Below are 13,941 nucleotides of genomic sequence, written 5' to 3' on the forward strand. Positions count from 1 at the left end.
GGCCACACAGTTCAGCAGTTATGGGTCCAACACTTTCACGCTGATGTATGAATATGTTGGCGATCCCAACGGTGGGCGGCAGCGTCAGATCAGCGGGCCGTTCAGCTTGTTGCGCAACTCTTCGTCCTCGGCCAGCTTGCGCGCCGCCAGGGCCATGGCCGCGTGGTGCGTGTCGAGGTCGGTTGCGGTGGCCGATGTGCTTGAACTCACCACCGCTGCCGTGGCCGTCGTTGTCGAACTGCTGGTGGTGTCTGTGCTGCCCCCCAGGAGATGGGTGCTCGGCGCCGCCAACACGTCGCTGATCGTCACAGTGGCATGGGTCGTGGTCGCTTGGGGCGTCACGTCTTTGGCGAACCACACGTCGGCCATTTCATGGGTCTTGCCGTCCGCCGTCTTGTAGCTGGACACCAGGCCCAGCAAGTTGCCGTGGTCCATCTGGCCGCTGGCCTTGGCGTTCAGGTCCAGTTCCACGATGCCGAGTGATTTCAGCGTCAGCAATTCAGCCGCGGTGGACTTGCCATCGCCGTTGGCGTCGACCCAGACCTTGAGTTGGTCGAAACCGGCGTCCGCAGCGCTGATTTTTCCGTCGTGGTTGCTGTCGAGTGCGGCCAGGGCCTGGTAGCCGTTGGCGGCGTGCTGCCCATTGGCGAGGATGGTGCCGGAGCCGAACAACTCTTTGCCGCTGGTGATTTGGCCGTCATTGCCTTGGTCGATCACCAACAGGCCGGAGCCCGAGCCCACCCAACCGTAGTGCTGAGTGTTGCCGTTGCCGATCAGGTCGAAGTTGACGCCCTGGGCGGCTGCCAAGGTGTGGATGCCGGTGCCGGCCAGGTCCAGCACGATGGGGGTCTGGGCCAGCAGGGCCGTGAGTTGCTCATTGCTCATCGCGGCTTTTTCAGCAGTGGTGAGTGCGGCGATCTGGTCCATGCTCATTGCCGAGATCTCGGTCGTGGTCAGTTGCTGGACCTGATCTGTCGTGAGGAATTGGATTGCGGTGGTGCTGATCCCCTGAATCTCAGCCGCGGTCAACGTTGCAAAGACGGTGGTGGAAATGGCACTCAACTCGTCCGTCGTCAGCGCATTGAACTGGGCGCTGCTGAAGGCCCCGATATGCCCAGCGTCCAGGGCGGCAAATGCGGCCGAGCCCAGCGCCTGTACTTGGTCCGTGTGTAAGGCCAAGAGGTGATCGGTGCTCAGGGCCAATACGTGATCTGTGGTCAGCGCCGCAATCTGCGCCGTTGAGAAGGCCGCAAGCGCCGTGGTGCTCAGCGCCTGAATCTGGTCGGTGCTGAGGGCTGCAAAGTCAGCGGTCAGCAAGCCGCCCACCTGGCTGCTGCTGAGCACTTCAAAGTCTGCCGAACTCAGCGCCTGGATGTGGGCCGTGTCGATAGCGCCAAGCTGTGCTGAGCTGACTATATGAAATTCAGCCGTGGTCAAGGCGGCGAGATGCTCGGTAGCCAGCGCACTGAATTCGGCCGTTGTAATGGCGGCAATCTGCGCGCTGCTCAGCATCTGGATTTGATCGGTGCTCAGGTGATTGAGCGCCACCGCGCCCATTCCTGCAATTTGCATGGTACTCAGTGCGTGGATTTGCGAGGAGGTCCATGCATCCATATTGGCAGCACTCAGGTTGCTCAACTCCCCGGTGCTCAACGCTGCGATTTGTACTGTGCTCAAAAATTGCATCTGCTCGGTGGTGAGCAGATTGAGCGAGTCGGAATTCATTCCAACCAACTGGCTGGTGGTGATGGCGGCAATCTGGGCAGAGGTCAAAGCCTCTAGATTGGCGGAGCTCAGGTTGGCCAGTGAATAAGTCGTCAACTCGGTGATCTGCACCGTGCTTAAGGCCTGGATCTGGTCTGTGGTCAGGTGATTGATTTCCGAGAAGCCGATTTCAAACAATTGATTGCTGGTCAGCGCGCGGATCTGGTCGCTGGTCAGTGCTACTAAAAGGTTAGTGCTCAAATTGGACACTTCCGCCGACGCCAGCCCGGCAATCTGCGTGGTGCTCAAGGCCTGGATCTGATCCGTCGTCAGGCTGTTGAGCCAGGTCGAGCTCATGGCTGCCAACTGGGTCGTGCTGAGCGCATGGACTTGGGCCGTGGACAGCGCGTCAAGATTACCTAAACTCAGGTTGGCCAGTTCATTGGTGCTCAGCGCCGCCATGTGCGCGCTGGTCAGCGCGGTGATTTCGTCGGTGGTCAGCACATTCAAATTGGCCGAGCCCAGTCCGGCAATCTGCGCCGTGGTCAGGGCTGCAACTTGGTCGGTGTTCAAGGCTTCGAGATTGATGCTGCCCAGGCTGTTCAACTGACTCGTGCTGAGGGCACGAATCTGCATACTCGTCAGCGCAACTAGATTGTCAGTACTCAGACCATACATTTCATTCGTTGACAAGCCCGCCACCTGCGCTGTGCTCAGGGCTTGGATCTGATCGGTGGTGAACATGTTGAGCTCGGCCGTGCCCAAGGATCGCAACTGGGTCGTGCTCAGCGCGCGCACCTGCGCGCTGGTCAATGCGTCCAGATTGCTTGAATTGAGGTTAGCCAACTCGCTGCTTGAAAGTCCAGCCACCTGGGCGGTGCCCAGCGCTTGCATCTGATCGGTGGTCAGTGTGTTCAGCTCGGCCGAGCCCATGCCCACCAGTTGCTGTGTGGTCAAGGCGCGGATCTGCGCGCTGGTCAAAGCCTCTAGATTTGTCGAGCTCATATTGCTGAGCTCAGCTGTAGATAGCGCAGCGACTTGCGCCGTGCTCAACCCTTGAATCTGGTCCGTGGTCAGGTTGTTGAGCTCTGCCGAGCCCATGCCGATCAACTGCTGTGTGGTCAAGGCGCGGACTTGGGCCGTGGTCAGCGCTTCCAGATTGGTTGAACTCAGGTTGAACAGCTCAGCGGTGGTCAGCACAGCCACCTGGGTGGTGCTCAAACCCTGGATCTGATCGGTGGTGAGGTTATTGAGCTCCGCTGAACCCATGCCCACGATCTGCGACGTGGTGAGGGCGCGGACCTGCGCCGTGCTCAGCGCCTCCAAATTGGTGGAGCTCAGATTGGCCAGCTCATTGGTGGTCAGCGCCGCGACATCGGCGGTGACCAACGCTGCCATCTGGGCCGTGGTCAGTGCATTCAGGTTGTTAGACCCGAGGCTGGCCACTTGGGTGGTGGTGAGTGCGGCGATCTGGTCGGTGGTCAGAGCATCGAGATTGGTCGTGCCCAGGTTGTTCAGCTGCGCGGTGCTCAGGGCGCGGATCTGGGCGGAGGTGAGTGCGGCCAGATTGTCGGTACTCAGGTGGTTGAGCTCCACCGTGGCGAGGCCCGCGACTTGGGCGGTACTCAGCGCTTGCATCTGATCGGTGGTCAGTGTGTTCAGCTCGGCCGAGCCCATGCCCACCAGTTGCTGTGTGGTCAAGGCGCGGATTTGCGCGCTGGTCAAAGCCTCTAGATTTGTCGAGCTCATATTGCTGAGCTCAGCTGTAGATAGCGCAGCGACTTGCACCGTGCTCAACCCTTGAATCTGGTCCGTGGTCAGGTTGTTGAGCTCTGCCGAGCCCATGCCGATCAACTGCTGTGTGGTCAAGGCGCGGACTTGGGCCGTGGTCAGCGCTTCCAGATTGGTTGAACTCAGGTTGAACAGCTCAGCGGTGGTCAGCACAGCCACCTGGGTGGTGCTCAAACCCTGGATCTGATCGGTGGTGAGGTTATTGAGCTCCGCTGAACCCATGCCCACGATCTGCGACGTGGTGAGGGCGCGGACCTGCGCCGTGCTCAGCGCCTCCAAATTGGTGGAGCTCAGATTGGCCAGCTCATTGGTGGTCAGCGCCGCGACATCGGCGGTGACCAACGCTGCCATCTGGGCCGTGGTCAGTGCATTCAGGTTGTTAGACCCGAGGCTGGCCACTTGGGTGGTGGTGAGTGCGGCGATCTGGTCGGTGGTCAGAGCATCGAGATTGGTCGTGCCCAGGTTGTTCAGCTGTGCGGTGCTCAGGGCGCGGATCTGGGCGGAGGTGAGTGCGGCCAGATTGTCGGTACTCAGGTGGTTGAGCTCCACCGTGGCGAGGCCCGCGACTTGGGTGGTACTCAGCGCTTGCATCTGATCGGTGGTCAGTGTGTTCAGCTCGGCTGAGCCCATGCCCACCAACTGCTGTGTGGTCAAGGCGCGGATCTGCGCGCTGGTCAGCGCTTCCAAATTGGCGGAGCTTAGGTTGAACAGTTCGACGGTGGACAGCGCGGCCACCTGGGTTGTGCTCAAGCCTTGGATCTGATCGGTCGTGAGGTTATTGAGCTCTGCCGAACCCATGCCGATCAGCTGCCGTGTGGTCAAAGCCCTGATCTGCGTGCTGGTCAGCGCTTCCAAATTGGTGGAGCTCAGGTTGAGCAGCTCCGCCGTTGACAACGCGGCCACCTGGGTTGTACTCAGGCCCTGGATCTGATCAGTGGTGAGGTTATTGAGTTCCGCCGAACCCATGCCGATCAACTGGGTGCTGGTGAGGGCGCGGATTTGGGTGGTGGTCAATGCCTCTAAATTGGTGGAGCTCAGATTGGCCAGCGCATTGGTGGTGAGGGCCGCCACTTGCAATGTGCTCAGGCCTTGCATCTGATCGGCCGAGAGGCGGTTGAGCTCAGCCGAGCTCATGTTCGCCCATTGGGCACTGCCCAGCGCATGCAGTTGCGCGGTGGACAGAGCGCCGAGATTGGTAGATGAGAGATTGGCCACCTCATTGGTGGTGAGGGCAGCGACCTGTGTCGTGGTCAAGGCCGCGATTTGATCGGTGGTCAGTGCATTTAGGTTGTTAGAACCTAGACTGGCCACCTGGGCGGTGGTCAACACGGCGATTTGGTCGGTGCTGAGCGCGTCGAGGTTAGTGGTGCCGAGGTTATTCAGCTGCGCGGTGCTCAGCGCACGGATCTGGGCGGAGGTGAACGCATCCAGATTGATAGTGCTTAGGGCGTTGAGTTCGGCAGTGGAGAGCCCGGCCATTTGTCCGGTGCTCAATTGCTGGATCTGATCGGTTGTCAGGTTATTGAGTTCAGCGGAACCCATACCCAACAACTGCCGAGTGCTCAGGGCGCGGATTTGCGCACTGGTCAGTGCGTCCAGGTTGTTAGAGCTGAGATTACTCAACTCAGCGGTCGACAAACTGGCAATCTGCACGGTACTCAGGGACTGCACCTGATCGGTGGTGAGGTAGTTGAGTTCAATCGACCCCATGCCCACCAGTTGAGTGGTGGTCAGTGCGCGGATTTGGCCCGTGGTCAATGCGTCCAGGTTGACCGATGTGAGTTGGTTCAATTCGTTCGTGGACAGCACGCCGACTTGCGTGGTGCTGAGGCCCTGGATTTGGTCGGTCGTCAGGACATTGATTTGCGCCGATCCCATGCCAATCAACTGGGCGCTGGTGAGGGCACGAAGCTGGATGGTGCTCAGGGTGTCCAGGTTGATGGAGCCCAGATGGCTCAGCTCATTGGTGGTGAGCGCGGCCATTTGTACAGTGGTCAATGCAGCAACCTCGTCGGTGGTCAGTGCATTCAGGTTGTTAGACCCCAAGCCCGCCACTTGGATGGTGGTGAGAGCGGAGATCTGGTCGGTGGTCAGGGCGTCGAGGTTGGTCGTGCCCAAATTGTTCAGCTGGGTCGTGCTTAGCGCCCGTATCTGGGTAGAGGTGAGGGCCTCTAGATTGGCCGTACTCAGATTGTTGAGCTCTGCCGTGGCAAGGCCGGCTATCTGGGCAGTGCTCAGCGCCTTTATTTGATCGGTGGTCAGCGTGTTGAGCTCTGCAGAACCCATGCCGACCAGCTGTTGCGTGGTCAAGGCACGGATTTGAGCTGAAGTCAGGGCTTCCAGATTGTTGGAATTCAGGTTGGCCAACTCGGCCGTAGACAGCGCCGCCACCTGCGTTGTGCTCAATGCCTGAATCTGATCAGTCGTGAGGTTATTGAGCTCGGCCGAGCCCATGCCCACTAATTGCTGCGTGCTGAGTGCGCGAATCTGCCCGGTGGTCAGCGCCTCCAGATTGGTTGAGCTCAGATTGGCCAGCTCCCGCGTTGACAAGGCCGCGACTTGGAGCGAGCTCAGGCTTTGCATTTGGTCGGTGGTCAGGCTGTTGAGCTCCGCCGAGCCCATGCCAACGAGTTGTGCGGTCGTCAGTGCGCGTATCTGGCCGGACGTGAGGGCATCCAGATTGTTTGAGCTCAGATTGGCCAGTTCAATTGTGGACAAAGCCGCCACTTGCACGGTGCTCAAGGCCTGCATCTGGTCGGTGCTCAGGGCATTGAGCTCCGCGGACCCTAGACCTACCAGTTGCGCGGTGGTAAATGCTCTGACCTGGCTTGTGGTCAAGGCGTCCAGATTGGCGGTGCTGAGGTTGCTCAGCTCCCTCGTGGTCAGTGAGGCCACCTGCACGGTAGTCAAGGCCGCGATTTGACCCGTGGTCAGTGCATTCAGGTTGTTAGAACCCAAACCTGCCACCTGGGCGGTGGTCAACACGGCGATTTGATCGGTCGTCAATGCGTCGAGGTTGGTGCTGCCCAGATTGTTCAGCTGTGTGGTGCTTAGCGCACGGATTTGAGCCGAGGTGAAGGCGTCGAGATTGGCGCTGCTCAGGTTGCTGAGCTCCGCGGTCGACAGGCCAGCGACCTGCGCAGTGCTCAGCTGCTGCATCTGCGAGCTGGTGAGGTTGTTGAGTTCAGCCGAACCCATGCCCACCAGCTGCTGCGTGGTGAGTGCGCGAATCTGCCCGGTGGTCAGCGCTTCCAGGTTGGTCGAGCTGAGGTTGGCCAGCTCGTTGGTGGACAGTACAGCCACTTGCGTGCTGCTCAGCCCCTGGATCTGGTCGGTGGTGAGGCTGTTGAGCTCGGCCGAACCCATGCCGATCAGTTGGGTGCTGGTGAGGGCGCGCAACTGGGCGGTGCTCAGGGCGTCCAGGTTGCTTGAGCTCAGGTTGGCCAGTTCACGGGTGGTCAGTGCGCTGATCTGGGCAGTGACCAGCGCGGCCATTTCTGCTGTGGTCAGTGCATTCAGGTTGTTAGAGCCGAGGCTGGCGACCTGCGCGGTGGTCAGCGCAGCGATCTGGTTGGTGCTCAAGGCGTCGAGATTGGTGGTGCCCAGATTGTTCAGCTGGGTGGTGCTCAGCGCGCGGATCTGCGCCGAGGTGAGGGCCACCAGATTGGCGGTGCTCAGGCTGTTGAGTTCGGTGGTCGACAAGGCGGACACCTGTTGAGCGGTGCTCAAGGCCTGGATCTGGTCGCTGCTGAGATTGTTGAGTTGCGCCGAACCCATATTGACCAGCTGCAACGTACCCAGTGCGCGAATCTGCCCGCTGGTCAGTGCTTGCAGGTTGTTGGCGCTCAAGTTGGTCAATTCGCTGCTGCTCAGCACGGCCACGTGGGCGGTGCTCAAGCCTTGCATTTGATCGCTCGTGAGTGCGTTGATCGTCGCCGAGCCGATGCTGACCACTTGGCTGGTGGTCAACGCGTGAATCTGAGTGGTGGTCAATGCCTGAAGGCTGGTGGACGACAACGCCGTCAGGTCGCCGCTGCTGAGCGTGCGGATGGCCAAGGTGGACAGGGCGGGCAGGGCGAGGGTGGAGAAGTTGCTGAACTGCGCCGAGGAGAATGAGGCAAAAGGCAAGGTCCCCAGCGCCGCAGCTTGTGTCGCGGTGAGTGCCGCGATCTGATCACTCGTGAATGCGCTCCAGTCTGAGGATTTCAGGCGGGCCAGTGTGGCCGTGCTCAGATCGGCGATCTGTGTGGTCGTCAAACCGGTGATCAATGAGGCCATGGTTTACTCACTCAGAAATGGGATCTGTGCATAGGAATCAGCCGCCAGGACATTTCCAAGCGCAGACACGGCCATTGTGGACAAGCTCCTGCACTGGGAAACCGTGAACAATGACGCGGATGCCGCGCAGTTAAATGGTTATGTTCATTGCGATGGGCGGCGCAGGTACCTTTTCTGAGCTGAGCGTCACTTCGCCATAAAAAAAACAAACGCCCGGACTTCGTTTGAAGTTCGGGCGTTCTGGCTTGGTGCGTCGCACCAAGCTATGTGACCTGACGTTTCGGTCAGTGTCGCAGCGTCAGATCAGCGGGCCGTTCAGCTTGTTGCGCAACTCTTCGTCCTCGGCCAGCTTGCGCGCCGCCAGGGCCATGGCCGCGTGGTGCGTGTCGAGGTCGGTTGCGGTGGCCGATGTGCTTGAACTCACCACCGCTGCCGTGGCCGTCGTTGTCGAACTGCTGGTGGTGTCTGTGCTGCCCCCCAGGAGATGGGTGCTCGGCGCCGCCAACACGTCGCTGATCGTCACAGTGGCATGGGTGGTGGTCGCTTGGGGCGTCACGTCTTTGGCGAACCACACGTCGGCCATTTCATGGGTCTTGCCGTCCGCCGTCTTGTAGCTGGACACCAGGCCCAGCAAGTTGCCGTGGTCCATCTGGCCGCTGGCCTTGGCGTTCAGGTCCAGTTCCACGATACCGAGTGATTTCAGCGTCAGCAATTCAGCCGCGGTGGACTTGCCATCGCCGTTGGCGTCGACCCAGACCTTGAGTTGGTCGAAACCGGCATCCGCAGCGCTGATTTTTCCGTCGTGGTTGCTGTCGAGTGCGGCCAGGGCCTGGTAGCCGTTGGCGGCGTGCTGCCCATTGGCGAGGATGGTGCCGGAGCCGAACAACTCTTTGCCGCTGGTGATTTGGCCGTCATTGCCTTGGTCGATCACCAGCAGGCCGGAGCCCGAGCCCACCCAACCGTAGTGCTGAGTGTTGCCGTTGCCGATCAGGTCGAAGTTGACGCCCTGGGCGGCTGCCAAGGTGTGGATGCCGGTGCCGGCCAGGTCCAGCACGATGGGGGTCTGGGCAAACAGCGCGCCAATCTGCGCGTCACTCATCACTGATTTTTCAGCCGTGGTCAGCGCTGCAACCTGGTCCATGCTCATGGCAGAGATTTCGGTTGTGGTCAGCTGTTGAACCTGGTCCGTGGTGAGGAACTGAATGTTGGTGGTGCTGATGCCGTGGATTTCCGCCGCGGTCAGCGCGCTGATCGCCGAGGTGGTGATCGCACTCAGTTCGTCCGTCGTCAGTGCGCTGAACTGCGCGCTGCTGAAGGCGCCGATGTGGGTGCTGTCCAGCGCGGCAAAGGCTGCCGAGCCGAGCGCATGCACTTGATCCGTGTGCAGTGCCGCCAACTGCTGCGTGCTGAGGGCCACGATGTGGTCGGTGGTCATGGCTCCAATTTGGGCGGTCGAGAAGGCCGCCAGTGCACTTGAGGAAATGGCGTGGATCTGATCCGTGGAGATGCCCGCGAAGTCCGCTGTCATCAGGCCGCCCACCTGGCTGCTGCTCAGCACACCGAAGTCGGTAGAACTCAACGCCTGGATGTGTGCGCTGTCCAGCGAACCGATCTGCGCAGAGCTAAGGGCGTGGAATTCCGCCGTGGTCAGTGCCGCAATATGGTCGGTTGCCAGGGCGCTGAACTCGGCCGTGGTGATGGCTGCCACCTGGGCGGTCGTCAGCATCTGGAATTGATCGGTGGTCAGGTAGTTGAGTTCTGCCGAACCCATGCCCACGATCTGCCCGGTGCTCAGTGCATGGATCTGTGCGGAGCCGAGCGCGTTCAGGTTGGTCGAGCTCAGGTTGGCCAATTCAACCGTCGACAGAGCCACGATCTGAGTGGAACTCAATGCTGCCATCTGGTCGGTGGTGAGGTAGTTCAACTCGACCGAGCCCATGCCAATCAGCTGACTGCTGGTCAATGCGTGGATCTGGCTCGTGGTCAGGGCGTCCAGGTTGGTGGAACTCAAATTGCTCAGTTCAACCGTGGACAGCGCAGCCACTTGCGTGGAACTCAGCCCCTGGATCTGATCCGTGGTGAGGTTGTTCAGCTCGGCCGATCCCATGCCGATCAGCTGGCTGCTGGTCAACGCGCGGATTTGGCTGGTGGTCAAGGCGTCCAGATTGGTGGAGCTGAGGTTGGCCAATTCCACCGTTGTGAGCGCGGCCACTTGGCTCGAACTCAAAGCCTGTACCTGGTCGGTGGTGAGGTTATTGATTTCGGCGGAACCCATCCCTGCCAGCTGAGCGCTGGTCAAGGCACGGATTTGTGTGCTGGTCAGGGCATCCAGGTTGGTGGACGACAGGTTCGCCAACTCTACCGAGGTCAGGGCGGCCACCTGCGCAGTGGTCAACGCAGCGATCTCGCCGGTGGTCAATGCGTTCAGGTTGGTCGAACCCAGGCCGGCCACTTGGGCGGTGGTGAGTGCGGCCACCTGGTCGGTGGTCAGCGCGTCGAGGTTGGTGGTGCCCAGATTATTCAGCTGCGTGGTGCTCAGGGCGCGGATCTGCGCGGAGGTCAGGGCGTCCAGATTGTCGGTGCTCAGATTGCTCAGCTCTGCTGTGGACAGGCCCGCGACCTGTGCGGTGCTCAGCTGCTGCATCTGCGCGGTGGTGAGGCTGTTCAGCTCGGCCGAGCCCATGCCCACCAGCTGTGCGGTGGAGAGGGCGCGGATCTGGCCGCTGGTGAGTGCATCCAGATTGGTCGAGCTCAGGTTGCTCAACTCCGCCGTGGACAAGCCGGCGATCTGCGCGGTGCTCAGCGCCTGCATCTGGTCGGTGGTGAGGTTGTTCAGTTCGGCAGAGCCCATGCCCACGAGCTGAGCCGTGGTCAGGGCGCGGATTTGTCCTGAGCTCAGCGCATCCAAATTGGTGGAGCTCAGATTGGCCAACTCGTTGGTCGACAGGCCGGCAATCTGAGTCGAACTCAGCCCCTGGATTTGATCCGTGGTGAGGTTGTTCAGCTCAGCCGAACCCATGCCCACCAGTTGGGCCGTGGTCAGGGCACGAATCTGAGTGGTGCTCAGGGCGTCCAGATTGGTGGAGCTCAGATTGGCCAGCTCGTTGGTGGTGAGGGCGGCGACTTGCGCGGTGCTCAGGCCCTGGATCTGGTCGGTGGTGAGGTTGTTCAGTTCAGCCGAGCCCAGGCCGATCAGTTGGGCGCTGGTGAGGGCACGCAGCTGCGTGGTGCTCAGTGCGTCCAGATTGGTGGAGCTGAGGTTCGACAGCTCATTGGTGGTCAGCGCGGCCACTTGCGCGGTGGTCAGTGCGGCGATCTCGCCCGTGGTCAATGCGTTCAGGTTGGTCGAACCCAGGCCGGCCACTTGGGCGGTGGTGAGCGCGGCCACCTGGTCGGTGGTCAGTGCATCGAGGTTGGTCGTGCCCAGATTGTTCAGCTGCGTCGTGCTCAGGGCGCGGATTTGCGCGGAGGTCAGGGCGTCCAGATTGTCGGTGCTCAGATTGCTCAGCTCGGCCGTCGACAGGCCCGCGACTTGCGCGGTGCTCAGCTGCTGCATCTGCGCGGTGGTGAGGCTGTTCAGCTCGGCCGAGCCCATGCCCACCAGCTGTGCGGTGGAGAGGGCGCGGATCTGGCCGCTGGTGAGTGCGTCCAGATTGGTCGAGCTCAGGTTGCTCAACTCCGCCGTGGACAAGCCGGCAATCTGCGCGGTGCTCAGCGCCTGCATCTGGTCGGTGGTGAGGTTGTTCAGCTCGGCCGAGCCCATGTTCACCAACTGCGTGGTGGTCAGGGCACGAACCTGGGCCGTGGTGAGCGCGTCCAGATTGGTCGAGCTCAGATTGGCCACTTCGTTGGTGGACAGGCCGGCAATCTGAGTCGAACTCAAGCCTTGGATTTGATCCGTGGTCAGGTTGTTCAGCTCAGCTGAACCCATGCCCACCAGTTGGGCTGTGGTCAGGGCACGGATCTGGGTGGTGCTCAGGGCGTCCAGATTGGTGGAGCTCAGATTGGCCAGCTCGTTGGTGGAGAGCGCGGCGACCTGTGCGGTGCTCAGCCCTTGGATCTGGTCGGTGGTGAGGTTGTTGATCTCGGCCGAGCCCATGCCCACGAGTTGGGCGCTGGTGAGGGCGCGCAGCTGCGTGGTGCTCAGTGCGTCCAGATTGGTGGAGCTGAGGTTCGACAACTCATTGGTGGTCAGCGCGGCCACTTGCGCGGTGGTCAGTGCGGCGATCTCGCCCGTGGTCAATGCGTTCAGGTTGGTCGAGCCCAGGCCGGCCACTTGGGCGGTGGTGAGCGCGGCAATCTGGTCGGTGGTCAGGGCGTCGAGGTTGGTGGTGCCCAGATTGTTCAGCTGCGTGGTGCTCAAGGCGCGGATCTGGGCGGAGGTCAGGGCGTCCAGATTGTCCGTGCTCAGATTGCTCAGCTCGGTCGTCGACAGGCCCGCGACTTGCGCGGTACTCAGCTGTTGCATCTGCGCGGTGGTGAGGCTGTTGATCTCGGCCGAACCCATGCCCACCAACTGTGCGGTGGAGAGGGCGCGGATCTGGCCGCTGGTGAGCGCATCCAGATTGGTCGAGCTCAGGTTGCTCAACTCCGCCGTGGACAGCCCGGCGATCTGAGTCGAACTCAGCGCCTGCATCTGGTCGGTGGTCAGGTTGTTCAACTCGGCAGAGCCCATGCCCACGAGTTGGGCAGTGGTCAGGGCACGGACTTGAGCTGTGGTGAGCGCGTCCAGATTGGTTGAGCTCAGATTGGCCAGCTCGTTGGTCGACAATGCGGCCACTTGCGTAGTGCTCAGGCCCTGGATCTGGTCGGTGGTGAGGTTGTTGAGCTCAGCCGAGCCCATGCCGATCAGCTGCGCTGTGGTCAGGGCGCGGATCTGGCCGGTGCTCAGGGCGTCCAGATTGGTGGAGCTCAGATTGGCCAGCTCATTGGTGGAGAGCGCGGCGACTTGTGTGGTGCTCAGCCCCTGGATTTGGTCGGTGGTGAGGTTGTTGATCTCGGCCGAGCCCATGCCCACGAGTTGGGCGCTGGTGAGGGCGCGCAGCTGGGTGGAACTCAGGGCGTCCAGATTGGTGGAGCTCAGATTTGACAATTCATTGGTGCTCAGTGCGGCCATCTGCGCGGTGGTCAGCGCAGCGATCTCGCCGGTGGTCAACGCGTTCAGATTGGTCGAACCCAGGCCCATGACTTGCGCCGTGGTCAAGGCGGCGATCTGGTCGGTGGTCAAGGCGTCAAGATTGGTGGTGCCCAGATTGTTCAGCTGCGTGGTGGTCAAGGCGCGGATTTGCGCCGAGGTCAGTGCGTCCAAGTTGTCCGTGCTCAGATTGCTCAGCTCTGCTGTGGACAGGCCCGCGACCTGTGCGGTGCTCAGCTGCTGCATCTGCGCGGTGGTGAGGCTGTTCAGCTCGGCCGAGCCCATGCCTACCAATTGGGCGGTACTCAAGGCGCGGATTTGACCGCTGGTGAGCGCATCCAGATTGGTCGAGCTCAGATTGCTCAACTCCGCCGTGGACAAGCCGGCGATCTGCGCGCTGCTCAGCGCCTGCATTTGGTCGGTGGTCAGGTTGTTCAGCTCGGCAGAGCCCATGTTCACCAATTGGGTGGTGGTCAGGGCACGGATCTGGGCCGTGGTGAGCGCGTCCAAATTGGTCGAGTTGAGGTTGGCCAACTCGTTGGTCGACAGGCCGGCAATCTGAGTCGAACTCAAGCCTTGGATTTGATCCGTGGTCAGGTTGTTCAGCTCAGCCGAACCCATGCCCACCAGTTGGGCCGTGGTCAGGGCACGAATCTGAGTGGTGCTCAGGGCGTCCAGATTGGTGGAGCTCAGATTGGCCAGCTCATTGGTAGAGAGCGCGGCGACTTGCGCGGTGCTCAAGCCCTGGATCTGGTCGGTGGTCAGGTTGTTCAACTCAGCTGAGCCCAGGCCGATCAATTGGGCGCTGGTCAGGGCACGCAACTGCGTGGTGCTCAGGGCGTCCAGATTGGTGGAGCTCAGGTTGCTCAGTTCGGTGGTGGTGAGTGCCCCAATCTGCGCAGTGGTCAGGGCAGCGATCTCGCCCGTGGTCAATGCGTTCAGGTTGGTCGAGCCCAGGCCGGCCACTTGGGCGGTGGTGAGCGCGGCAATCTGGTCGGTGGTCAGGGCGTCGAGGTTGGTGGTGCCCAGATTGT

Annotated in this window: 2 protein-coding genes; both read right to left on the reverse strand. The window is 61.1% G+C overall.

The window, feature by feature from the left end; genetic code table 11:
* Positions 1–84: 84 nt before the first annotated feature.
* Entirely contained in the window at positions 85–7,773 is a 7,689-nt protein-coding gene (locus PRZ01_RS17165; RefSeq protein ID WP_273598063.1) for a beta strand repeat-containing protein, read from the reverse strand.
* A 298-nt stretch (positions 7,774–8,071) separates the two neighbouring features.
* Positions 8,072–13,941: heme utilization protein (locus tag PRZ01_RS17170; protein WP_273598064.1), on the reverse strand; the 5,870-nt coding region annotated here is incomplete at its 5' end.

Origin of the sequence: Roseateles koreensis (genome assembly GCF_028595305.1) — a bacterium.
In the GTDB taxonomy this organism is placed as follows: Bacteria; Pseudomonadota; Gammaproteobacteria; order Burkholderiales; family Burkholderiaceae_C; genus Paucibacter_A; species Paucibacter_A koreensis.